This window comes from Actinocorallia sp. API 0066 (assembly GCF_020991275.1).
Lineage (GTDB): Bacteria > Actinomycetota > Actinomycetes > Streptosporangiales > Streptosporangiaceae > Actinocorallia.
Genome location: NZ_JAJLQY010000004.1, coordinates 76963 through 99678, shown reverse-complemented (window position 1 = coordinate 99678; position 22716 = coordinate 76963). Strand labels below are relative to the sequence as shown.

At 74.0% G+C, this 22716-nt stretch carries 26 protein-coding genes; 17 read left to right on the top strand and 9 right to left on the bottom strand.

Annotation, left to right across the window (positions count from 1 at the left end; genetic code table 11):
- Positions 1-89 precede the first annotated feature (89 nt).
- Positions 90-1118, bottom strand: coding sequence for a zinc-binding dehydrogenase (locus tag LO762_RS11440; RefSeq protein ID WP_230614577.1), 1029 nt, complete (start codon positions 1116-1118; stop codon positions 90-92).
- Positions 1119-1311: 193 nt separating this feature from the next.
- Between LO762_RS11440 and LO762_RS11435 the strand changes: the two genes are divergently transcribed.
- The 7 genes from LO762_RS11435 to LO762_RS11405 all read left to right on the top strand — a co-directional run bounded on the left by LO762_RS11435 (position 1312) and on the right by LO762_RS11405 (position 7543).
- Positions 1312-2517 (top strand): CaiB/BaiF CoA-transferase family protein, encoded by a 1206-nt coding sequence (locus LO762_RS11435; protein ID WP_230614576.1) that lies wholly within the window; start codon positions 1312-1314, stop codon positions 2515-2517.
- A 110-nt stretch (positions 2518-2627) separates the two neighbouring features.
- Positions 2628-3398, top strand: a complete 771-nt coding sequence (locus tag LO762_RS11430; protein WP_230614575.1) for an SDR family NAD(P)-dependent oxidoreductase — start codon at positions 2628-2630, stop codon at positions 3396-3398.
- Positions 3399-3453: 55 nt separating this feature from the next.
- Entirely contained in the window at positions 3454-4002 is a 549-nt protein-coding gene (locus LO762_RS11425; RefSeq protein WP_230614574.1) for a DUF6153 family protein, read from the top strand.
- A gap of 102 nt (positions 4003-4104) precedes the next feature.
- Positions 4105-4722, top strand: a complete 618-nt coding sequence (locus LO762_RS11420) for a DUF305 domain-containing protein (RefSeq protein WP_230614970.1) — start codon at positions 4105-4107, stop codon at positions 4720-4722.
- Positions 4723-4866: 144 nt separating this feature from the next.
- Positions 4867-6369 (top strand): LVIVD repeat-containing protein, encoded by a 1503-nt coding sequence (locus tag LO762_RS11415; protein ID WP_230614573.1) that lies wholly within the window; start codon positions 4867-4869, stop codon positions 6367-6369.
- Positions 6366-6977 carry a DUF305 domain-containing protein gene (locus LO762_RS11410; protein WP_230614572.1) on the top strand — a complete coding sequence of 204 codons (612 nt, stop codon included), beginning with the start codon at positions 6366-6368 and terminating at the stop codon, positions 6975-6977. The genes LO762_RS11415 and LO762_RS11410 overlap by 4 nt, the downstream gene beginning before the upstream one ends.
- Before the next feature lie 62 nt (positions 6978-7039).
- Positions 7040-7543 (top strand): pyrroline-5-carboxylate reductase, encoded by a 504-nt coding sequence (locus LO762_RS11405; protein ID WP_230614571.1) that lies wholly within the window; start codon positions 7040-7042, stop codon positions 7541-7543.
- A gap of 21 nt (positions 7544-7564) precedes the next feature.
- Here LO762_RS11405 and LO762_RS11400 read toward each other — a convergent pair whose 3' ends face one another.
- Genes LO762_RS11400 through LO762_RS11390 form a run of 3 tightly spaced genes read right to left on the bottom strand, consistent with a single transcriptional unit; the run spans position 7565 to position 9503 of the window.
- Positions 7565-7972 (bottom strand): ACT domain-containing protein, encoded by a 408-nt coding sequence (locus LO762_RS11400; protein ID WP_230614570.1) that lies wholly within the window; start codon positions 7970-7972, stop codon positions 7565-7567.
- 11 nt (positions 7973-7983) lie between these two features.
- The gene (locus tag LO762_RS11395; RefSeq protein ID WP_230614569.1) at positions 7984-8811 is read right to left on the bottom strand and encodes a sterol desaturase family protein; all 828 of its coding nucleotides are present in this window, start codon (positions 8809-8811) and stop codon (positions 7984-7986) included.
- Positions 8799-9503, bottom strand: a complete 705-nt coding sequence (locus LO762_RS11390; protein ID WP_230614568.1) for a FadR/GntR family transcriptional regulator — start codon at positions 9501-9503, stop codon at positions 8799-8801. The genes LO762_RS11395 and LO762_RS11390 overlap by 13 nt, the downstream gene beginning before the upstream one ends.
- Before the next feature lie 91 nt (positions 9504-9594).
- On the opposite strand from LO762_RS11390, the gene LO762_RS11385 reads away from it, so the two are divergent.
- Positions 9595-10998: a glucose-6-phosphate dehydrogenase gene (locus LO762_RS11385; RefSeq protein ID WP_230614567.1), complete on the top strand. Its 1404-nt coding sequence runs from the start codon at positions 9595-9597 to the stop codon at positions 10996-10998.
- 18 nt (positions 10999-11016) lie between these two features.
- Here the strand turns inward: LO762_RS11385 and LO762_RS11380 are convergent, their stop codons facing one another.
- From LO762_RS11380 to LO762_RS11370, 3 genes are all read right to left on the bottom strand, one after another.
- Positions 11017-11340 carry a hypothetical protein gene (locus LO762_RS11380; RefSeq protein WP_230614566.1) on the bottom strand — a complete coding sequence of 108 codons (324 nt, stop codon included), beginning with the start codon at positions 11338-11340 and terminating at the stop codon, positions 11017-11019.
- 324 nt (positions 11341-11664) lie between these two features.
- Positions 11665-12645: a helix-turn-helix domain-containing protein gene (locus tag LO762_RS11375; RefSeq protein WP_230614565.1), complete on the bottom strand. Its 981-nt coding sequence runs from the start codon at positions 12643-12645 to the stop codon at positions 11665-11667.
- Positions 12646-12700: 55 nt separating this feature from the next.
- The gene (locus LO762_RS11370; RefSeq protein ID WP_230614564.1) at positions 12701-13696 is read right to left on the bottom strand and encodes an alpha/beta hydrolase; all 996 of its coding nucleotides are present in this window, start codon (positions 13694-13696) and stop codon (positions 12701-12703) included.
- Between the two features lie 224 nt (positions 13697-13920).
- Between LO762_RS11370 and LO762_RS11365 the strand changes: the two genes are divergently transcribed.
- A complete protein-coding gene (locus tag LO762_RS11365; RefSeq protein ID WP_230614563.1) occupies positions 13921-15204 on the top strand; it encodes a hypothetical protein in 1284 nt (427 codons plus the stop codon).
- 108 nt (positions 15205-15312) lie between these two features.
- The gene (locus LO762_RS11360; protein WP_230614562.1) at positions 15313-15738 is read left to right on the top strand and encodes a hypothetical protein; all 426 of its coding nucleotides are present in this window, start codon (positions 15313-15315) and stop codon (positions 15736-15738) included.
- A gap of 25 nt (positions 15739-15763) precedes the next feature.
- On the opposite strand, the gene LO762_RS11355 is transcribed toward LO762_RS11360, so the two are convergent.
- On the bottom strand, positions 15764-16129 hold the full coding sequence (locus LO762_RS11355) for a hypothetical protein (RefSeq protein ID WP_230614561.1): 366 nt from the start codon (positions 16127-16129) through the stop codon (positions 15764-15766).
- Between the two features lie 144 nt (positions 16130-16273).
- Between LO762_RS11355 and LO762_RS11350 the strand changes: the two genes are divergently transcribed.
- Entirely contained in the window at positions 16274-17197 is a 924-nt protein-coding gene (locus tag LO762_RS11350; RefSeq protein ID WP_230614560.1) for a M56 family metallopeptidase, read from the top strand.
- A 127-nt stretch (positions 17198-17324) separates the two neighbouring features.
- Here LO762_RS11350 and LO762_RS11345 read toward each other — a convergent pair whose 3' ends face one another.
- Entirely contained in the window at positions 17325-17708 is a 384-nt protein-coding gene (locus LO762_RS11345; protein WP_230614559.1) for a BlaI/MecI/CopY family transcriptional regulator, read from the bottom strand.
- A gap of 362 nt (positions 17709-18070) precedes the next feature.
- Here LO762_RS11345 and LO762_RS11340 point away from each other — a divergent pair, with 362 nt between their 5' ends.
- The 6 genes from LO762_RS11340 to LO762_RS11315 all read left to right on the top strand — a co-directional run bounded on the left by LO762_RS11340 (position 18071) and on the right by LO762_RS11315 (position 22716).
- Positions 18071-18856 carry an IclR family transcriptional regulator gene (locus tag LO762_RS11340; RefSeq protein WP_230614558.1) on the top strand — a complete coding sequence of 262 codons (786 nt, stop codon included), beginning with the start codon at positions 18071-18073 and terminating at the stop codon, positions 18854-18856.
- Between the two features lie 101 nt (positions 18857-18957).
- A complete protein-coding gene (locus LO762_RS11335) occupies positions 18958-19767 on the top strand; it encodes a 2-keto-4-pentenoate hydratase (RefSeq protein ID WP_230614557.1) in 810 nt (269 codons plus the stop codon).
- The gene (locus tag LO762_RS11330; protein ID WP_230614556.1) at positions 19764-20720 is read left to right on the top strand and encodes an acetaldehyde dehydrogenase (acetylating); all 957 of its coding nucleotides are present in this window, start codon (positions 19764-19766) and stop codon (positions 20718-20720) included. Before LO762_RS11335 ends, LO762_RS11330 begins: the two co-directional genes overlap by 4 nt.
- Positions 20717-21730 carry a 4-hydroxy-2-oxovalerate aldolase gene (gene dmpG / locus LO762_RS11325; protein WP_230614555.1) on the top strand — a complete coding sequence of 338 codons (1014 nt, stop codon included), beginning with the start codon at positions 20717-20719 and terminating at the stop codon, positions 21728-21730. The genes LO762_RS11330 and dmpG overlap by 4 nt, the downstream gene beginning before the upstream one ends.
- Positions 21731-21836: 106 nt before the next feature.
- Positions 21837-22292 carry a hypothetical protein gene (locus LO762_RS11320; protein ID WP_230614554.1) on the top strand — a complete coding sequence of 152 codons (456 nt, stop codon included), beginning with the start codon at positions 21837-21839 and terminating at the stop codon, positions 22290-22292.
- Positions 22285-22716 (top strand): hypothetical protein, encoded by a 432-nt coding sequence (locus tag LO762_RS11315; RefSeq protein WP_230614553.1) that lies wholly within the window; start codon positions 22285-22287, stop codon positions 22714-22716. The genes LO762_RS11320 and LO762_RS11315 overlap by 8 nt, the downstream gene beginning before the upstream one ends.

The following is a 22716-nucleotide window of genomic DNA, read 5'->3' as shown; positions in this document are numbered from 1 at the left end:
GGGAGCGCGGGCCACCGTCGAGCGCTGGGGACGGTGGCCCGCGGCCTGGGAGAACCCGGAAGCCGACCCCGCGCGGGCCGACTCAGGGCTCAGGGGTGAAGGAGGACCTTCAAAGCGGTGCGGGACGCCATGGCCGCGTAGCCCGCGGGCGCCTCGGCCAGCGGAAGGGTGAGGTCGAAGACACGGCCCGGATTGACGCGCCCTTCAAGGACATCAGGGAGAAGGTCCTCGATATAGGCCCGCACAGGCGCGACGCCCCCGGTGAGCGTCAGGTTCTTCATGAAGGCGGGCCCGCCGAAGGAGACCTGCTGGTACTGCGGCGCGCCGACCCGGCTGATGGTGCCTCCGGCGCGCGTCACCCTGAGCGCCGTGTCCATCGCCTCACCCAAGCCGACGCACTCCAGGACGGCGTGGGCCCCGCGTCCCCCGGTCAGCTCCTTCACCCGGGCGACGGCCTCCGCGCCGCGCTCGGCCACCACGTCCGTCGCGCCGAACTCCACACCGAGGTCGGTGCGGTCCTTGTGCCGTCCCAGGAGGACGATCCGCTCCGCGCCGAGCCTGCGCGCCGCCAGCACCGCCGACAGGCCGACCGCGCCGTCCCCGACCACCACGACCGTCGTGCGCGGCCCGACGCCCGCCGTGACGGCCGCGTGGTGGCCGGTGGGGAACACGTCCGCGAGGGTCAGCAGGGACGGCAGCAGCGCCGCGTCCTCGCCGACCGGGAGCCTCACGAGGGTGCCCTGGGCCTGCGGGACGCGCACCGCCTCGCCCTGCCCGCCGTCGACGTCGCCCGCGCCCCACATGCCGCCGCCCCGGCACGAGGTGTGCAGGCCCTCGGCGCAGAACTCGCAGGTGTTGTCGGCGTACATGAACGGCGCGACCACAACGTCGCCGCGCCTCAGCCCGGCCACGTCGGCGCCCACTTCCTCGACGACGCCGAGGAACTCGTGGCCGATCCGCACGGGCCGTCCGTTGTGCGCCTCGTAGGGCCACAGGTCGCTTCCGCAGATACAGGAGCGCAGCACCCGCACCAGCGCGTCGGACGGCTGCCGGATGACCGGGTCCGGCACCTCCTCCACCCGCACGTCACCGGCACCGTAAAGCAAGGTCGCCCGCATCGTGGTCCCTCCCGTCGCGCACACGCCCGCCCCGGACGCGCGGCGATCTTCGCATGTCCCGCCGGTCACGACAATGGGTACTTACCGGACCGGCTGCGGCCTCCCACCCCGGCCCCGTCCCACTGGGCCCACGCCCACCCGCTGGACGGCTGGTAGGTTCCTGGCGGTTCGGTGGCGACGGAAGGGGAGGCCGGTGCGGGGCGCTTGGGGGGAGGAGCCCGAGGAGGGGATCCTGCGCGGGCTGCGGGTGCTCGACCTCAGCCGGGTGCTGGCCGGGCCGTACTGCGCGCAGATGCTCGCCGACCACGGGGCGAGCGTGGTCAAGGTGGAGGGGCCGGGCGGCGACGAGACGCGCACCTGGGGCCCGCCCTTCCACGAGGACGGGACGAGCGCCTATTTCCACGGGCTGAACCGCAGCAAGCGGAACCTCGGGCTCGACCTGGCCACCGAGGGCGGGCGCGCGGTCCTGGCGCGGCTGATCGGCGAGGCCGACGTCGTCGTGGAGAACTTCAAGGCGGGCACGATGGCGCGCTGGGGCCTCGGCTACGAGGAGGTGCTCGCGGAACGGCACCCACGGCTCGTCTACTGCCGGATCAGCGGGTTCGGCACGGACGGCCCGATGGGCGGCCTGCCCGGCTACGACGCGGTGCTCCAGGCGTACGGCGGCCTCATGAGCGTCAACGGGTACCCCGACCGGGAGCCGCTGCGCGTCGGCGTCCCCATCGTGGACCTCATGACGGCACAGCTCGCCTTCAGTGGCATCCTCCTCGCCCTGCACGAGCGCACGGCGAGCGGCAGGGGCCAACTGGTGGACGCGACGCTCCTGGACGCCGTCATGTCGGTGCTGCACCCGCACGCGGCCGCCTGGGTCGCCGACGGCCGCACCCCGCGCCGGACGGGCGGCGCCCACCCGATGCTCGCCCCCTACCAGGTCTTCTCGACCCGTTCGGGCGACTTCTTCGTCAGCGCGGCGAACGACAGGCAGTTCCGGTCGCTGGCCGGGGTGCTCGGCAGACCCGACCTCGCCGACGACCCCCGATTCCGCGACAACCCCGCGCGGGTCGCCCATATCGACGCACTCGTCACGATCCTCACCGAGCTGATCGACGCCTGGGACGGCGCTGAGCTCACCCGTCGGCTCATCGCGGCGGGCGTCCCCGCCGGGCCGGTCAACGACGTCGGGACGGCCCTCAACGACCCGCAGGTGCGGCACCGGGGCCTGTTCGTGGAGGCGGACGGGTACCGGGGCGTGGGCGTCCCGCTGGCGTTCGGCCGCTCCGGGACCCGTCCGCCGAGCGCGCCCCGGCCGCGCGGCGCCGACACCCGCGCCGTTCTGGCCGGGCTCGGCTACACCGACGAGGAGATCGCCGCGCTCGCCGCGGAGGGCACGCTGCGCTGACGGCCCGCCACCGAAGGTTTATTGACACCGCGTGCCAGGGCGGGAAGAGTCAGCGGGTACGCGGCGGCACCACCCCGCCGCCGCGCACACCCGCCGCGTGGAGGACCGCCGTGGACGCCGACAGGCTGAGGTCGCTGTTCGACCTGACCGGCCGCACCGCCCTCGTCACCGGAGGCACCCGAGGTATTGGACGGGCGATAGCCGAAGGCTTCGTAGCGGCGGGCGCCAACGTCGTCGTGGCGAGCCGTAAGGCCGAGGCGTGCGCGGAGACCGAGGCGCACCTCAAGGCAAGCGGCGGTAGCGCGTTGGGCGTCCCCACCCACCTGGGCGACCTGGACGCGCTCGACGCCCTCGTCGCCAGGACGGTGGAGACGTTCGGCGGCCTCGACATCCTGGTGAACAACGCGGCCAACCCGCTGGCGCAGCCCCTGGGCTCGCTCACCGCCGACGCGTTCGCGAAGTCCCAGGACGTCAACGTGCGCGGGCCCGTCTTCCTCGTGCAGAGCGCCCTTCCGCATCTGACGGCGAGCCCGCACGCGTCCGTCGTCAACGTGGTTTCGGCGGGCGCCTTCCTGTTCTCGCCTTACATCTCCATGTACGCGGCGGCGAAGGCGGCGATGGTGTCCTACACCCGCGCGATGGCCGCCGAGTTCGCCCCCCGTGGCATCCGGGTGAACGCGCTCGCGCCCGGCACCGTGGACACCCACATGGTGCGGGCCAACCCGCCCGAGTTCCAGACGGCGATGGAACAGGCCGCCCTGCAGAAGCGGATGGCCGACCCGGACGAGATGGTCGGGCCCGCCCTGTTCCTCGCCTCCGACGCGGCGAGCTTCATGACGGGCCAGGTCCTCCACGTCGACGGCGGCCTCGTCGCCCGCTGACGCCCCACGCGACGGCCGGGCGGGTTCTGTCGTGCCGGGTTGCTAGGCTGCGTGCGTGACCGGCTTGGTGCGCACCGCGACGAGGAGGTCCGGCCCGCGCCGGGCCCTCCTGACGCTGGTCGCCACCCTCCTCCTGGGCCTGCTCGCCATGCACGCCCTAGCCCCGGGCACCCCCGGAGACGTCTTCGCGCAGCCTGCCCCGAAGGAACACAGCGGGTCGGCCGCTTCCGACGACGGGCTCGCGAAGCCCGCCCCGAAGGGGCACACCCTCGGGTCGGGTGATTCCCACGAAGTCGGGCTTGGGCAGCGCCCTGCGCCGGGTGGGCACGGTTCGGTGACGGGCGGGTCGGCGCGTCAGGGAGCGGCCGTGGCGCGGGTTGTCGCGGTGACGGCTGAGGCGCCGTGTCACCATGTGGGCGGGCATGTCGGGCATGAGGCCGCGCCGTGTCAGGCGACGGGGGCGGGGCCCGTGCTGAGCCTGCCTGCGGCGCGCCGTCCGGTGAGCCCCGAGGAGCCGTCCGGCGCGCGGGTGCCCGCGTGGGCCGACACCGCCGAGGGGCGTGCCCCGCCCGATCTGGCGCTCCTGCAACTGTTGCGGATCTAGACGACGGCGCCCCGCCGCCCCGGAGCCGTCCGGGGCGTGATCCGGCGTGCCTCCCGGCGCGCCCGGCCGTCGTCCGTCTTGTCGCAAGGAGTCGTCTTGTCCGTGTCCGTCCAGCGCCGCGCCGCCGTCGCCGCGCTCACCGCAGCCCTCACGTTCGGCCTCACCGGCTGTTTCTCGACCGAGGAACACCACGCCATGTCGCCCGCGTCCCCGTCGCCCGCCGCCCCGTCGGCGGGATCGTCGGCCGAAGACCACAACACCGTGGACGTCACGTTCGCGCAGGGCATGATCCCGCACCACCGCCAGGCCGTGACGATGGCCGACCTCGCCGAGACCCGCGCGGGCGCGAAGGTCAGGGCGCTCGCCGCCCGTATCAAGGCGGCGCAGGCCCCCGAGATCGCCACGATGACGGGCTGGCTGACGGCCTGGGGCGCGCCCGTCCCGGCCGAGGACGCCCCGATGGACCACGGCGCGCACGCCGGGCACGCCATGCCCGGCATGTTGAGCGACGCCGACATGTCCAGCCTGGAGGCCGCCTCCGGGCCCGAGTTCGACACCCTGTTCCTGCGCCTGATGATCGTCCACCACGAGGGCGCCGTCGAGATGGCGCGGAGTGAGCGGGCGGGCGGCGCGTACGGCCCGGCGAAAGACCTCGCGGGCCAGATCATCACCGCCCAGCAGGCCGAGATCAAGGAGATGAAGGCGCTCCTGCCCTCCTGACTCCGGACGCCCGATCCCGAGGACCGACCCCCGCCGGTGCCGGTCCTCGGCGGAAACGCCGTTCTCGCGACGGTGAAATTAGGGTCTTGTCAGCGGGTAATCGTTCACTTATGTTTCGGGCGGGATACCTGCCGTCGAGGGGACATGGGTGAGGCTGTGCGACGAGCGGAACGCTGGGCGACGCGCCGGGGACGGCTCCGGGCCGGGGCCGCGCTCGCGGCCGTCGTGGCGGTGTTGGCGCTGTCGGAGGCGGCCCCCGCGGCGGCGCGGCCCTCCCCGGACGCGCGGGTGCCGCGCGCCGAGTGCGGGCCGGGCTCGCGGCCGGAGACGGGCCTGCAGGGGCAGGTCCCGCTGCGCGACCGTAGGAGCGGACGCAGCCAGCGCGGGTACGAGTGCAACCTCGAACTCGTCTCCCGCTACCAGGGCCAGGGGCAGGCGACCGTGGGCGCGTCCTACGGAACGTGCCAGTACCTCGGGACGATCCTGCCGAGCGCCGTCACCGCCAAGCGGCCCGGTGTCAACGTCATCGACTTCGCGAACCCGCGCAAGCCCCGGCTCACCGACTCGCTCGTCAGCCCGGCGACGCTCGGCGGCACCTGGGAGACGCTGCGGGTCCACCAGGGGCGCGGGCTGCTCGCCGCGGTGTCGGTCGGCGCCGCCGTGGGCGGGTTCTTCGTCTCGGTCTACGACGTGAAGTCCGACTGCGCGCACCCGAAGCTGCTGAACGGCATCAAGGGCACGAACCTCACCATGCCGGGCGCCTTCCCCGGCCACGAGGCGGCCTGGTCCCCGGACGGCATGACCTACTGGACCACGGGCATCGTCGGCGGCTCCATCGCCGCCCTCGACATGCGGAACCCGCGCAAGCCCAAGGTGATCTTCAACGGGCTCACCGACACGCTGTCGCACGGCGTCCACGTCAGCCCGGACGGCAACCGCGTGTACGTCGCGAACTCCGGTGTCCCGGCGGGCATCAACGTCTACGACTCCAGCGACATCCAGAAGCGCGAACCGCGCCCGCGCCTGCGTCCGATCGCCACGGTCACGTGGAAGGACGGCATCGTCAGCCAGTACGCGCACCCGTTCACCCAAGGGGGCCGCACCTACATGATCGCCGTTGACGAGCTGGGCTCGGGCGGCGTCAGGTTCTTCGACCTCTCCAACGAACGGAAACCGAAGCTCGTAAGAAAGATCAAGCTGGAGATCAACAGGCCCGAGCACCTGAACGCGCGCAAGGCCGATCTCGCCCGGAACGGCATCTTCGGGTACGACTCGCACTACTGCGCGCTCGACCGGCCCGTCGATCCGACAGCCCTCGCCTGCGGCTGGACCCAGTCCGGCATCCGCGTCTTCGACATCCGCGACCTGCGGCGGCCCCGCGAGATCGCCTACTTCAACCCGCCGGGCCAGGTCGGGAAGCGCACGAAGCTCACGAACTCCGCGCACGCCTTTGTGCCGTTCGGCGGCTACTTCTCCGACCTGATGCAGACCACTTCGGCGGACATCCCGCCGTACCTGGGCGAGACCGACATGACGGCCGACTGGTGCATGTCGCCGCCGCGCTTCGACAAGGGCAGGCTGTGGGTCTCCTGCGACGACAACGGCGCGCTCCTGCTCCGCTTCAGCAACGGCGTCTACCCGCTGTGACGGTCGGTGGTGTGCCGCGCGCCGTCGCCTTCGCCGTCCTGGGCGCGGTGGCGGCGCTGCTGCTCGGCGGCGCGCTCCCGGTCGGCGACGACGACGCGGGCGGCCGGGCCGAGATCGGCTTCGCCCGCGACATGATCGTCCACCACGAGCAGGCCGTCACGATGGCGCAGGCCGTGCTGGGACGGGACGTGAGCCCGTCGGTGGCGCAGGTGGCCGCGGGCGTCCAGCTCAACCAGCTCCGCGAGATCGGCCAGATGGAGGGTTGGCTCGGCCTGTGGGGCGCGCCGCTCATCGGCGCGGACCCGCCCATGGCGTGGACGTCCGGCGCCCACCGGCACACGCCGGACGGCGCGATGCCCGGCCTCGCCACCCTGGACGAGATCGCCGAGTTGGGCGAGCTGGAGGGCGCCGCGCTGGAAAAGCGCTTCCTCCAGCTGATGATCCGCCACCACGAGGGCGGCCGAGCGATGGCCGCCGAGGCCGCCCACCTCGCTCGCGTCCCGCACGTCCGTTCCCAGGCCGCCCGCATGGCCACCGCCCAGACCCGCGAACTCACCACGATGACCGGCCTCCTCGCCGCCCTCGGCGCCACCCCTCTGCCCGCCTGAAGACACGACACCCCGCTCCCGCGCCTACGCCCCTGAGCGCGCGCGCCGTCCTCTCGGTCGGCGTGGGCGCGGGTCAGGGGGTGCCCGCCGGGCGGATCACCGGATCGACGGGCTCCCCGGAACGCGCCGAGCGGCTCACGAAGGACCTCGGGGTGCCGGTCGGACAGGATCCGGGGGAGGCGGCGCGCGGGGCGGCCAGCGTGCTGCTCGCGGTGCCGCCGTCGTTCGTCGGCGAGGTGGCCGGGAAGATCGCGCCGGGCCTGCGGTCCGACGCCGTTGTGGTGTCGCTCGCGGCCGAGGTGCCGCTCGCCGAGGTCGCCGACCAGATCGGCGACGTGCCCGCGGTCAGGGCGATGACGAACCTGCCGGTCGCGCTCGGCGTCGGCATGACCGTGCTGTCGGCTCCCGAGCCGGGGGAGTTGCTCGCGAAGGTCGCGACGCCGGGCGGCACCACGCGGGCCGCGATGGACGCGCTCGACCATGACCTCGTCGCGCAGGGCTTCGCGCACGCGGTGGAGGCGGCGGTGCGCAAGGCCGAGCCGGACGGGACGCTGCCGCCGCCTTGAGGTCGGCGGCGCGGACGCGGCTCAGCCGCCGCCGGAGTCCCGCGCGAGGCCCTCCAGGACGGCGACGGCCCGGTCGGCGTCGTCGTAGGGCACAAAGAGGTGGTCGTGGTGGAAGCCCGCGACGACGTTGCAGCTCAGCCCCGCGTCGGCGAGGGCGCGCGCGACGGCGGCGGTCAGCCCGACGGCCTCCAGCGCGGAGAACACCCTCAGGGTGAGCCACGCGGCCGTGTAGCCGTAGGCGAGCCCTGCGGCGTCGGCCTCCTCGCGGCGCAGCACGAGGGTGAGGCCCTCCTCCTCCGCCACGGTGACGACGGGCGCCACCCCGGGCAGCGCCCCGCCGGACGGCACGGAGACGAAGACGTAGCGGCCCGGGTTCAGGGTCGGGCGCATACCGCGCAGCAGCTTGCCGAGATCTGTCTCACCACTCACACCGGCCGACCCTAGCGCGCGGGCGACCAGCCCGGACGGCCCAGAAGGTGCCCGGCCCGCTGCGCCCAGCTCCGGGCCCGCCGCAGGTCGCGCCAGATGTCGGCGTACTCGTGGGTGGCGACCTTCGCCGGGTTGTGGGTGGTGATGTTCTTGGTCAGCCCGTAGGTGGGCCTCGCCCGCTCCGGTGCGAAGGTGCGGAACAGCCTGTCCCAGATGATGAGGATGCCGCCGTAGTTGCGGTCCAGGTACTCACGGTCGGACGCGTGGTGGACCCGGTGGTGGGACGGCGTGTTCAGGACGAGCTCGACCGGCCGCCACAGCACGCCCACCCGCTCGGTGTGCAGGAAGAACTGGTACAGCAGGCTCCAGGACTGCGCGAGCAGGATCATCCAGGGCTCGAAGCCGAGGAACGCCAGGACGAGCCAGTAGGGCAGCCCGGTGAAGGGCGTCCACGTCTGGCGGAGCGCGGTGGACAGGTTGTAGTACCGGCTCGAATGGTGCACGACGTGGCTGGCCCACAGCACGCGCACGGTGTGGTGCGTGCGGTGGTACCAGTAGTAGACGAGGTCCTCGGCGAGGAAGAGCAGCGCCCACGTCCACCAGTGGGACGGGTCCATCCGCAGCGGCGTCAGGGTGTACGCCGCCGCGTAGACGGCGAGCACGACGGCCTTCCATCCGAGGTTCAGCACGACGTTCCCGAGGCCCATGAGCAGGCTCGTCCGGGTGTCGCGGAGGTCGTAGCCGCGTTCGTCGTCGTCTGGCAGGTAGCGGAAGGAGGCGATCTCCAGCACGAGGAAGAGGACAAAGAAGGGGATCGCGTAGAGGATCAGGTCGAACACGGGGGTCCTCCGGGGGTGGGATCCATGAGCCGTTCGGCGAGCGCGCGGGCGGCGTCGCCCTCGCGTGCCGCGATGAGCCCGGCCAGCTCCCGGTGGGCGGCGGCGGCGCCCATCTCGGCGACCAGGCTCGTGACGTGTTCCATGCCGATGGCGGCGAGGGCGGCCACGAGGGTGTTGAGGCCCAGCCGGTAGGCGATGTTGTGGGAGCCGTCCACGACGGCCGTCCAGAAGCGCAGGTCGATCTCGATCAGCTCCGGCAGGGGGATGGGCCGCTCGGGGTAGGCGGCGGCCGCCTCCACGACGGCGCGCAGCTCGGCCTCGGTGGCCCTGCGCGCGCACCAGCCCGCCGCGTCGGCGCCGACCGCGCGGCGCATCACGGAGATGTCGTGCAGCAGGTCGGCGGCGGGCACCGCGCCGGTGGCGGCGAGCGCGGCGAGCAGGTCGAGTTCGGCGTGCTCGCGCCAGTTCCGCACCCGGGTGCGCCCGCCCTGCGCGATCCGGACGAGCCCGGCCTGCTGGAGCCGTTTCAGCGCCTCCCGCACGGCGTGCCGGTTCACCCCGAAGGCGACGGCGAGTTCCCGCTCGGACGGCAGCGCGGCGCCCGCCGCGACCCTCCCGTCGAGGATCTGCTCCACCAGGGCGGCGAACACTCCGTCGGACAGCGAGGCACGTTCGATCGGCACGATCTCCATGGCGCCCATGGTGGCCACCGACAGGTCAACGTGTCAACTGGTTGGACCAGTTGAGGTTTCCGGTACGGGCAGGTCTGGGAAGGACGTCCCCATGGCCGACACCCAGACCGACGGCCCCCGTGCCGACGCGCTCGTGCTGTTCGGGATCACCGGCGACCTCGCCGCCAAGATGGTGCTCCCCGCCCTCTACCGGCTTGTCCGGGACGGCTATCCGCTGTGCGAGGTCGTCGGCGTCAGCCGGGGCGGGAAGACCCTGGACGAGCTGAGACGGCACGCCAGGGAGGCGGTCGCCGCGCACGACACCGTGGACGACAAGGTGTTCGCGAGGTTCGCCGACCTGCTGCACCTGGCCGAGGTGGACTACGGCGACCCCGAGAGCTTCCAGAGCATCGTCGAGAAGACCGAAGGCCGCGGGTTCCTCACCCACTACCTGGCGATCCCGCCCGACCTGTACGCCGTCGCCGCGCGCTGCCTGGCGTCGCGCGGCCTGAACGAGCGGGCCCGGCTCGTCGTGGAGAAGCCGTTCGGGCACGACCTGGCCTCCGCGCGCGACCTGGAGACCGAGCTCACCCGCTACTTCCCACCGGACCGGCTCCGCCGGGTGGACCACTACCTGGGCAAGGACGCGATCGAGAACCTCCTCACCTTCCGCGCCGCCAACACCCTCATCGACCGCGCCCTGCACCGCGACGCGATCCACACCGTCCAGATCAGCGCGGTGGAGGACTTCGACGTCGCCGACCGTGGCGGCTTCTACGACGAGACGGGCTGCCTACGCGACGTCGTCCAGAACCACCTGCTTCAACTGCTCGCCTACTTCGTCATGGAGACGCCCCGCTCAGGGTCGGCCGAAGACGTCGTCCTGGAGCGGACCCGCGCGCTGCGGTCCGTGCGGACGGTCCAGCCGGACGAGTACGTGCGCGGCCAGTACGAGGGCTACCAGGACACGCCGGGCGTCCGGGCGGGCTCCACCACCGAGACGTACGCGGCGCTGCGCCTGCACGTGGACACCGAGCGGTGGGCGGGCGTCCCGTTCACGATCCAGGCGGGCAAGGCGCTGAAGGCGACGTCCACCGAGGTCATCGCCGAGCTGCGCAAGCCCGTGCCCGGCTACCACCACACCGAGTGCGCGCGTACGGCCGCGCCGAACCTCCTGCGGTTCCGCTTCGAGCCGGACGCGGGCGTCACCTTCCACCTGCTCGCGCGCCGGGGCGCCGACGAGACGGTGGTGGACGAGGTGTTCGCCGACGCCGACTTCCCGCACCTGTCCGGAAGCAACACCCGCGCCTACGAGCGCATTCTCTCCGACGCGATCAGCGGCGACCCGCGCCGCTTCTCCAGCATGGAGTCCGTCACCGAGTGCTGGCGGATCGTGGGCGACATCCTCGACCCGCCGGACAAGCCGATCCCCTACCGGCCGGGCACCTGGGGCCCCGCCGAGGCGGCCCGCCTCACGCCCGACGGCCACTGGTACGAGCCGCACCGCGCCGTCTGACCCGGCCCACGGCTGCGGCTACTGGATGACGACGCCCTTGCCGTCGCACACGTTGCAGCGGTGCCAGGACGAGCCGATCCAGGCGCCCTTGCGGCCGCCGCACTGGCCGCACGCGGCGGTCAGGATTTGCGCGGTGGACGCCGAGGAGGACGTCGGCTTGGGCGCCGCCGCCGGACGCCGGGGCGCGTGCCGCTCCAGCGCGTCGAAGGCGTCCCTGATCGACGGGGGCTCGGCGGCCCGGCCGCCGGGCGGCGCCTGCCACCAGCCCGCGCCGCTGGGCGCGACCGGCGCGCCGGTGTCGCCCGCCGGACGATAAGGCGTGGTGGAGTGGATCCCGCTCATCGCCGCGTCTCCTCGTCTGCCGCTCAAGCCGCCTCGAACCCCGGACACCCGCACACGACACGGGCACCCGCCGCCCTACGCACCCCACCAGCGTACGGGGCGAGCCGACGCGGCTGTAGGGGCACCAGGCGGAAAGACGCAATTTCCGAGACGGCGCGGGCACACACGCCCCACATCGACCGCCCATGCCGGACATGTCCCATCTGGCCACCAGTGGCCCGGGTCTGCTGACGCCGCCCTTCCACGACGTCGGCGGGGCCCCGGAGGTCTGGTGGAGCCCGCGGAGCTGACGGCACGGCGGGTCGCTCTGGCCTCCGCCGGGGCTCAGGGCGTCTGGTGCAGCCTGCGCAGCGCGAGGGCGAGGCTGAGCCGCAGCCGACCGGCCGCGGTGCCCAGCGGCCAGCCCAGGAGCTTCTCGGCCTGCGTGACGCGTTCCTGGAGGGTCGAGTGGTGGATGAGCAGCGCGGTCGCGGCCGCGCGGTGGCTGGACGCGGCGGCGACGGCGTCCAGCGTGGCCAGCATCCAGGGCGCGGCGAGCGCCGCCCGGTCCAGCGCGCCGACGTCCGGCACCCGCGGCGTCTCGGCCGTGACGGCGCGGGCCAGCACGAGCAGCCCGCCCGCCTCGTCGGCGGCGACGACCCGCGGCCCCGGGTCGTCCGGGCCGCCGCCCGCCGTCAGCCGCAGCGCCAGCCGCGCCGACTCCCACGACGCGGGCAGCTCCGCCAGCGGCCCGGCTGTCCCGATGCCCGCGCGCATGCCCTCGGGAACCGCCTCGCCCTCCTTGAGCACGCCGGGACGTCCCCCGTGGAACGCCACCGCGCGCAGCCGCCCGCGCTCGGGCAGCCGCAGCCGCCGCGCGGCGACGGCCCTGGCCTGCGGCGCGGCGGCCGGGTCGAGCAGGGTCTCCACCGACGCGGCGTCGGCGGACGCCCGGCCCCGGGTGCGGTCCAGGACGGCCGTGACGGCAGCGCCCGCCCGCTCCAGGATCATCGCGTCCACCGGCCGGGCCTGGCCCGCCCGCTCCAGCCACAGCACCCCGCCGCCCGACCCGACGGACGCGCGCGGCCACGCCGGATCGGGGGAGGCCAGCGGCTCGCCGGGCACACCGTCGGGGCCGACCCTGACGCGGACCCGCCGCGCCTCGTCCACCAGCCCGGCGGGCGCGGCGCCCAGCACGGCCGCCGCCCTGACGATCGCCTGGAGGCCCGCGCCGTGCGCGACGAGCTCGTCGAAGTAGGCGATGACGCGCAGGGCCGCGCCCGCCTGCGGGTCGAGCGCGTCGAGCCGGACGGTCAGATCCTTCACCGAGGCAGCCCCCTTCTCCGGACGGCGCGAGGCCGCGCGGCCCCGCACCGGCGGATCAGCCGCCCAGGAGCCTGCGCAGCCACCGGGCCCGCGCCGCCCTGGCCTCGCGGGCCAGCGCGGTGTGCGGCGCCATCAGGTCGAACCCGTGGAAGCCGCCGGGCCACACGTGCAGCTCGGCCTGGCCGCCGGCCCGCCAGATACCGGTAGCGTACGCGACGTCCTCGTCCCGGAACGTCTCGGCCGAGCCCACGTCGACGAACGCGGGGGGCAGGTTCGCCAGGTCCGTCGCGCGGGCGGGCGCCGCGTAGGGCGAGACGTCTTCGGTGCCGCGCGCGTCGCCCAGCAGCGCCGTCCAGCCCGCGTGGTTGGACGTGCGGTCCCACACGCCGAGCCCGGCCATCTGCACCGCCGAAGGCGTGTCGTTGCGGTCGTCCAGCATCGGACACAGGAGCAGTTGGCCCGCCAGGGAGGGGCCGCCCCGGTCGCGGGCCAGCAGCGCCAGCGCCGCCGCGAGCCCGCCGCCCGCGCTGCCGCCGCCGACGACGATCCGGGACGGGTCGGCGCCCAACTCCTCGGCGTGCTCGGCCGTCCACACCAGGCCCGCGTAGCAGTCCTCGACGGGGCCGGGGTGCGGCGTCTCGGGCGCCAGCCGGTACTCCACCGAGACGACGCCGCCGCCGACCTCCTGCGCGAGGTCCAGCGCGTCCGGCAGGCCGACGGTGTAGTCGCCGAGGATCATGCCGCCGCCGTGCGCGTGGTAGAGCAGCGGGAACGGCTCGACCGCGCCGGTCGGCAGGCAGAGCAGCAGCGCGACGTCGGGCGCGCCCTCGGGGCCCGGCACCCGGCGCTCCTCGACGGTGAACGCGCCGTCCCTGGCGAACTCCGCCAGGCCGGGCCCGGCCGCCGCCTTGGCCGCCGCCGTCTCCCGCGCCTTCGCCAGGTCGGCGAACGCGTCAGGCGGCACCACCTCGTTGATCACCTTGAGCACGGGCACGAGTTCGGGGTCGAACGGCGGAGGCGGCCCGACCGGTGACGTCTCGACATGCGGCATCTACGGCTCTCCCGTATCTGAGGGGGTGGTGTGACTGTGATCACCATCATGCGTCGTGGGGCGGGGTGGGTGTGCCCGCCGCGCGGCGGGTTCTCCCCGCCAATCGGCGGGTGGGCTGAGCTGGGGCGGAGCGCGTGGCGCTGTTTCGGGGGAGATCGTCGGGGGATGGACGGTTGGGAGGGGCTCGTGGGGTTCCGGGCGGGTCTCGCACGGGGGGAGGCGACGTGGCGGAGGTGCTGGGGGACAGGCGCGCCGGGCTCGGCGCGCGCGCCGCGCCGCGGCTTGAGGTCGAGTTCGTGGCCGGGGCGCGCGGTCCTGTCGCGCGCGGCGACGGCGCGGGCCTGGGCACCGTCGTGGCCAACCGTGAACTGGTGGACATGGCGGCGCCGGGCGCACGCTCCAAGCGGCATCTTGAGATCGCGCTCCCTGAGGGCGCCTCCTACCGGCCCGGAGACTACCTCGCCGTCCTGCCGCTCAACCCGGAGGCCGTGGTGGAGCGCGCGCTGGCGCGGTTCGGCCTCGCGCCGGACGCGGGCCTGGTCCTGCGCGTCCCCGAGGGCGGGGACTCACCGCTGCCGGTCGGCTCGCCCGTGACGGCGGGGGAACTGCTCGCGGGGTACGTCGAGCTGTCCCGGCCCGCCACGCGCGGCCAGATCGGGCGGCTCGCGCGGGCCGCCGCGCACCCGAAGGCCAGGCACGCGCTCAGCGCCCTCGCGGACGACGACGCCCTCCACACCGCCGAGGTGCTGGAAAGGCACGTCACCGTCCTGGACCTGCTGGAGCGGCACCCGGAGTGCGCGCTGGCCTTCGCCGCCTTCCTGGAGATGCACGCGCCGCTCGCGCCGCGCCGCTACTCGATCTCCTCCTCGCCACGCTGGCACGCGGGCCGCGCGACGCTCACCGTCGCCCTCGTCGGCGGCCGGGCGGGCGGCGGCCCCGAAGGCGCGGCGTCGGCCTACCTGGGCCGCGCGGCGCCCGGCACACCCATCGCCGTCACCGTGCTGCCGTCGGCCGGCGCCTTCCGCCCACCGCCCTCCCTGGCGACGCCGATGGTGATGGCCTGCGCGGGCACCGGCATCGCCCCCTTCCGCGCCTTCCTCCAGGACCGCGCCCTGCGCGCGCGGGAGGAGGGCGTACGGCCCGCCCCCGCCCTGCTGTTCTTCGGCTGCGACCACCCCGAGGTGGACTACCTCTACCGTGACGAACTCGCCGCCTGGTCCGAGGCGGGCGTCGTGGACGTCAGGACGGCCTTCTCCGCCGCGCCGCGCGACGGCGTCCGGTACGTCCAGGACCGCCTCTGGCGGGACAGGGCCGACGTCGTCGAGCTGTTCCGCGCGGGCGCCGTCTTCTACGTCTGCGGGGACGGCCGCCGGATGGCCCCCGCCGTGCACGCCACCTGCGCCCGGATCTACCGCGAGGCGACGGGCGCGTCCCCGGCCGAGGCCGAGGAGTGGCTCACCCGCATGCGGTTCCACCACGGCCGCTACCTGACCGACGCCTTCATCTGACCGTGCCTCTCCCGGCCCGCGCCGGTGAACTCTGGGTGAATTCTCCGGCGGCTCCGGAAGCGTGCACAATGGTGCGGAGATCACGCACGACCCGAAGGAGCTGAGCGGATGACCGAGGCATGGATGCCGCCCTCCTTCTCCTACCGGACGTTCGTCGCGTTCTTCGCGGAGTTCGCGGGCGGCGGCCCGGTGCCGCCGCGCGTCGACCTCAGCGTCGTCGAGGCATACCCGCCGTCCGTCGGGCCGCAACTGCTCGCCCTGCTCACCCAGATGGGCCTCGTGGACGCCGACGGCGCCGTGGTGCCCGCGCGGATGGCCGAGGTCGTCAGGGGCGAGGCGGCGCGCCGGGCGTTCCTGCGCCGGTGGGCGCGGGAGGTCTACGCCGAGCAGCTCCGGCTCGTCGCCGACGGCGCGGACGCCCCGGCGCTGGAGGCGAGCTTCGCCGCGTTCGGCTACAAGCCGCACAAGATCCCGCGCGCCGCCCAGTTCTTCCAGGCGCTCAGCGCCGACCTGCGGCTCCCCGAGCCCCGGTAGCGCCGCCGGGCGCGGCCGACCCGGGTCAGCGCCCGGTTCTGGCCGCCGAGGCCCGTCCGGGCGCCATGATCGCGCCGGGGACGGGCAGGTCGGCCCGCGCCACGTCCTCCGCAGGCCAGTTCAGCGACGGCGCGTCGAGCCCGTGCCGGTGGTAGTCGTCGGGCGTCGCGGTGGGGACGGTCAGCCGGCACGTGCGCAGCGCCCGCGCCTGGTCGTAGCGCGGGCCGTCCAGCGCGACCCGGCGCGTCCAGCCCCGGCCGAGCGCGTCCCGGCACCACACCGGATCGCCCGCCGCGACCTGCGGCAGCGTGCCCGTGAACGGCAGCAGCTCGGGGCGCGGCAGGGCCCGCCCGGCGGTGCGCCGCGCGGGCGGCACAACAGGAGGAGCCAACACCTCACCCCGCTCTCGGACCGGCGCGCCTCCCCGTCCCCGGGAACGGGGAAGTAAGGCGACCCTACTACTACGAGTATGTAGTAGATCAGGCATCGCGCAACTATGCGAAACTGGCCGCTCCCCCCGTCCGATGAGGTGCGCATGTTCGACCACTTCGCCTACTCCGTCCTGGCCGTCCCGGTCCTCGTCCTGTGCGGCACCTGGGTGCTGACCGACCGGCTCCAACCCGTCGTCGCGGCCCGGATCTTCGCCTGGTCGGCGGTGACCGCCGGCGCGTCCAGCGCGGTGAACGTCTTTGTCTTCATGCTCAAGGCGGTCACCGAACTGCCGTCCGTCGCGGCCTTCGGGGGTTGGTCGCACGAGATCGTCAAGGCCGACACCGCGCACGTGCCGTGGGTGTCGCTCGCCTCCGTCATCTGGGCGGTGCTGAGCGGCATCGCCATCGCGTTCGGCTACCGCCGCTACCGCGCCTCGCTGCGCAACGCCTGGGCCCAGGTGGACGACCTGGGCGACACCGGCGAGGTCGTCGTGCTGCCCGACGCCCGAATCGAGGCGTTCGCGCTGCCGGGGCGCCCCGGCGAGGACGGCCGCGTCGTCGTCACCGAGGGGCTGCGCGGCGCGCTCAGCGACCGGGAGTACGCCGCGGTGCTCGCGCACGAGCGGGCCCACCTGTCCGGCGACCACCACCGCCTCGTGTGGATGACCCGGCTGTCCGCCTACGCGCAGCCCGCGCTGTGGCCGCTCATCCGCCGCGTCGGCTACATGGTCGAGCGCGCCGCCGACGAGGAGGCGGCCCGCGTGACGGGCGACCGCGGCGACGTCGCCAAGGCCATCGCCCGCGCCGCGCTCGCGCGCAAGGACATGGGCACCGCCAACACCGCGGGCATGCTCGCGATGAGCGCGCCGTCGGGCGCGGTGCCGCGCCGGATGGCGGCGATGATGGGGCCCGCCGTCGCCCGCCGCTGGCTGCTCGCCGCGCCCGTCCTCATCGCGGTGAGCACGGTGATCTGGACGGGCGAGTGCGTCTACGACCTGTTCGAGCTGCTCATCCACGCCTCGGTCTGAACGCCGGGGGCCGTCGGCCACGGAGCCTCCCCTCCTCGCGCGGCACGGTGCCGCTTGAGGTGAGGTCAGGCTAACCCACTACAACCCTGTAGTAGCGGGCTTGTCGGAAAAGGCGCGGCGGGGACCGTCAGGGGTCCTGGTCGTCGTCGCGGGTGTCGAGGTCGTGCAGCATCCGGCGCAACAGGTCCTCGTCGCCCGCCGACAGCGAGTCGAGGAACCGGGTCAGCACCACCTCGCGGTCCGGCTGCGCGTCCAGGAGCTGGTGCATGCGGCGCACCGCCAGGCCCGTGTCGTCGGCCACCGGCCGGTAGGCGAAGGCCCGCCCCCGGCGCCCGCGCTCCAGCACGCCCTTGCCCTCCAGACGGACGAGGATCGTGAGGACCGTGGTGTAGGCGAGGCTCTCGCCGAGCGCCGCGCGGACCTCGCGCGGGGTCAGGGCGCGCTCCGCCGCCTGGAGCGCCGCCATGATCTCGCGCTCCAGATCGCCGGGGGCCCGTCGTCCGCCGCCCATCGTCACCCTCCCGCACCGAACCGATCGCAGCAGTTTTCCACGCCCTTCCGATTGTTTCGACCATAACCGTCACCGCTTAGGGGCCCTTTATCCCATTTGTTTAGGTTTGTGTGCTGAGGGGGTGGCACGTGTCACCGAGCGTCACAGAAACGGGCGACGGTGACGGACCGGGACGCTCCCGACAAAGTCGGGGTCGCGAAGCGGCCGCCCTCCGGGCCCATCGAGCACGGCCCGGGGGTGGCCGCTCCCGACGAAGTCGGGGTCGCGAAGCGGCCGTCCTCCGGGCCCATTGAACACAGCTCGTCCGTGGCGGTTCGTAGACTCGGCTGGGGGAGGGGCGCTGCCGGGTCGGAGGGGGAGCCATGGACGCCGCGGAGGCGGGGCGCGGCGGAGCCGGGCCGAAGTCGGTGCTGGGCAAGGTCGCGGCGGTGCTGTACGCGTTCACCGCCGACGACACCGGGGTGAGCCTCGCCGAGTTGGCGCGGCGCACCGGCATCGCCAAGGGCACGCTGCACCGGCTCGCGGGCGAGATGGTCGAGGTGCGGCTGCTGGAGCGGGCCGGGCGCGGGTACCGGCTGAGCGGGCAGGTGTTCCAGCTCGGGATGCGGGCGTCGGTCGAACGCGGGCTGCTGGAGGTCGCGACGCCCTTTATGGAGGACCTCTACGAGCGCACCCACGAGACGGTCCACCTGGGCGTCCTGGAGGGCACGGAGGTCGTCTACGTCGCCAAGATCGGCGGGCACCGGCAGGCCGCCGCGCCGTCCCGGATCGGCGGGCGGATGCCGCTGTACTGCACCGCGATCGGCAAGGCGCTGCTGGCGTTCGGGCCGCCCGAGCTGTTCGGCGTGGTCGTCGAGGGCGGGCTGACCCGGCGCACCACCCGCACGATCACCGCGCCGGGGCTGCTGCGCCGCCAGGTCGCGCGGATCGCCGAGACGGGCGTCGCCTTCGAGTACGAGGAGTCCGCGCCCGGCATCGTGTGCGTGGCCGCGCCCGTGCTGGACCCGTTCGACCGGCCCGTCGCGGCGGTGAGCGTCACCGGGCCGGCGACCCGGTTCCGTCCCGAGGCGCACCGGACGTCGGTGAAGGCGGCGGCCGCCGGGATCGCCGGGACGCTCGCGCGGCGGGCCGCGCTGCGCGCGGACTGAGCAACGGCGAAGAAAAGGTTCCACTCAGTGGAACGCGTCTGTGGTCGCGGCCGGGTCGGCTTGGCGAAGGTGGACCCATCCCACCGACCCCGAGGAACCCCATGACGCTCCCCGACACACCGGACGTGGCCCTGGTCACCGCCGCCGTGGACCGCCTGACGACGGCCCAGGAGACCCGCACCCCCTGCGCCCCCGTGCGCGATCTCCTGGGGACGACGGACGTGGCGCTCGCCTACGCCGTCCAGCGCCGCCTCGCCGAGCGGCGGCGCGCGGCGGGCGCGGTGGTCACCGGCCGCAAGATCGGCCTGACCTCGCCCGCCGTGCAGAAGCAGCTCGGCGTGGACCAGCCGGACTTCGGCGTGCTCTTCGCCGACATGGACGTCTCCGGCCGCGAGGTCCCGACCGGGCGGCTCCTCCAGCCGAAGGCGGAGGCGGAGGTGGCCTTTGTCCTGGGCGCTGACCTCGACCACGAGGTCACCGGCGTCGCCGACGTGCGGGACGCCGTCGCGTACGCGGTCGCCGCGCTGGAGATCGTGGACAGCCGGATCGCCGACTGGGACATCACGATCACCGACACGGTCGCCGACAACGGGTCGAGCGCCCTCTACGCCCTCGGCGACAAGAGGCTGACGCTTGAGGAGTTCGCGCCGGTGGACGTCGTCATGGAGCTGTACGCCGACGACGTGCTCGTCTCCGAGGGCACCGGGGCGGCCTGCCTCGGCGACCCCCTGGAGGCGCTCGTCTGGCTCGCCCGTACAGCGCGCGCGCTGGGTGAGCCCCTGCGCGCGGGCCAGGTGGTGCTGTCGGGGGCGCTCGGCCCGATGGTGCCCGTCACCCCCGGCGCCGTCCTGCGCGCCGAGCTGTCCGCGCTCGGTTCCGTGACCGCCGCTTTCGCCAAGGAGAACCGATGAAGAAGACCAAAGTGGCGGTGATCGGCTCCGGCAACATCGGCACCGATCTCATGATCAAGGTGATCCGGCTGTCGGAGACCCTGGAGATGGGCGCGATGGTCGGCATCGACCCCGACTCCGACGGCCTCGCCCGCGCCCGCCGGATGAAGGTCCCCACGACGCACGAGGGCGTCGCCGGGCTCATCAAGATGGACGGGTTCGCCGACATCGACATCGTCTTCGACGCGACGTCCGCCAAGGCGCACGTCGCGAACGCCGCCGCGCTCGCCCCGTACGGCAAGAAGATCGTCGACCTGACGCCCGCCGCGCTCGGCCCGTACGTCGTGCCCGCCGTCAACCTCGACGCGCACCTGGAGGCCGCCGCCGACAACGTCAACATGGTGACGTGCGGAGGCCAGGCCACCATCCCTGTCGTGCACGCGATCTCCCGGGTGACGCCCGTCGCCTACGCCGAGATCGTCGCGTCGATCTCCTCGCGCTCGGCGGGCCCCGGCACCCGCGCGAACATAGACGAGTTCACCGAGACGACGTCCAAGGCGATCGAGCAGGTAGGCGGCGCGGGACGCGGCAAGGCCATCATCGTCCTCAACCCCGCCGAACCCCCGATGATCATGCGGGACACGGTGTTCGCGCTCGTCGGGGACGCCGACCCGGAGGAGATCCGCGCGTCCGTCGCGAGGACCGTGGCGGAGGTCGCGGAGTACGTCCCCGGCTACCGGCTCAAGCAGGAGGTGCAGTTCACCCCGATAGCCCCGGACGAGCCCTTCCACACCCTCCTCGGCGACGGCGCGGGGCCGGTCACCACCCAGGTGTCGGTCTTCCTCGAAGTGGAGGGGGCCGCCCACTACCTGCCCGCTTACGCCGGGAACCTCGACATCATGACGTCCGCCGCGCTGCGCGCCGCCGAGCGGATCGCCGCGCAGGCCCGACGGGCCGTGGAAGGAAACCGATGAGCCCGAACCTCTATATCCAGGACGTCACCCTGCGGGACGGCATGCACGCCGTCCGGCACCGGATCGAGCCCGCCGACGTCGCCCGGATCGTCGCCGCGCTGGACGCCGCGGGCGTCGCCGCCATCGAGGTCGCGCACGGCGACGGGCTCGCGGGCGGCAGCGTCACCTACGGCCCCGGCTCGCACACCGACTGGGCGTGGATCGAGGCGGCCGCCGCCAACGTCACGCGGGCCACCCTGACGACGCTGCTGCTCCCGGGCATCGGCACGATCGAGGAGCTGAAGCACGCCTACTCGCTCGGCGTCCGCTCGATCCGGATCGCGACGCACTGCACCGAGGCGGACATCGCGGCCCAGCACATCGGCGCGGCCCGCGACCTCGGCATGGACGTGTCCGGATTCCTCATGATGAGCCACCTCGCCCCGCCCGCCGAGCTGGCCCGGCAGGCGAAGCTGATGGAGTCCTACGGGGCGCACTGCGTCTACGTCACGGACTCCGGCGGGCGGCTCACCATGGACGGGGTGCGCGAACGCGTCCGGGCCTACCGTGACGTGCTGGAGCCGGAGACGCAGCTCGGGATCCACGCCCACCAGAACCTGTCCCTGGCCGTCGCGAACAGCGTCGTCGCGGTCGAGGAGGGCGTGACCCGGGTGGACGCGTCGCTGGCCGGGCACGGGGCGGGCGCGGGCAACTGCCCGATCGAGCCGTTCGTCGCCGTCGCCGACCTCCAGGGCTGGGACCACGGCTGCGACCTGTTCGCGCTCCAGGACGCCGCCGACGACCTCGTCCGGCCGCTCCAGGACCGGCCCGTCCAGGTGGACCGCGAGACCCTCACGCTCGGCTACGCGGGCGTCTACTCCAGCTTCCTGCGGCACGCCGAGGCCGCGTCCGCCCGGTACGGCGTGGACGTCCGGACGATCCTCGTCGAGGTCGGCCGCCGGAACCTCGTCGGCGGCCAGGAGGACATGATCATCGACATCGCGCTCGACCTCCAGGCCGCCTCGGGCTGACCGCCCCGCGCTGGCAGGCTCTAGGAAAGCCCCCTTGATTCCATGGATAATGCTAGGTGAAAGGGTGGCTGGCCCTTGAACCTGCGAGCTTCCTGGGGGTGGTCGGGTGGGCCCGACGTCAGCGCCGCACGGCACGCCGTGCCTGCGGATCGGCGGGGCGGTGCGGGCGCCGCGCGCGCTCGCCATGGCCGAGCTGCGCGCGCTGCCGCAGCACGCCTGCGACGTGGTGTTCTCCTGCCGCAGGGCGGGCGCGCGCCACCACCGGTTCGCGGGCCCGCTGCTCCTGGACGTCGTGGGCGAGGCCGACCCCGTGTTCGCGGGCGGCGACCGCAAGGCGCGGCTGCGGTTCCTGCTGTCGCTGCGGGCCGACGACGGCCACCGCGCCGTCCTGTCGTGGGGCGAGATCGACCCGGAGTTCGGGGCCGTGCCCGTCCTCGTCGCGCTCTCCCGCGACGGCCGCCCGCTCGACGTCGAGGGGCCCACCCTGGCCGTTCCGGGGGACCGCTGCGGCGCGCGCAGCCTCACCGCCCTCCGCGAGCTGACCCTGCGTCCCGATGCGTGACCTCCGCTGCGTCGCCCCGGACGGCGCCCTCCTCGCCCACCTGCACCGGCACCCTGACGGGACGCTCACGCTCGTCCCGGAGCAGGGCCCGCCGCTGACGATCCGCCAGCCGTCGCCCGGCGCCCCCATCCTCGTGCACCGGGCCGACGAGCTCCTGGGCACCGTCACCCCTGAGGACCCGACCTTCACGACACGTACCTTCACCGCCCGCCTCGGCTCGACGGCCTGGACCGTCACCGCCAACGCGTTCGCCACCCGCTACCGCGTCACCACCCCCGACGACGCCCTCGTGGCGACCGCCACTCACCCCGTCCTCTCCTCCACCCTCACCCTCACCACGTCCGAGCCGCCCACCCTCCTCCTCGCCGCCCTCACCGCCACCCGAGCCCACCGCCCCGCCCCCACCGCCTACACCCCCTCCTGA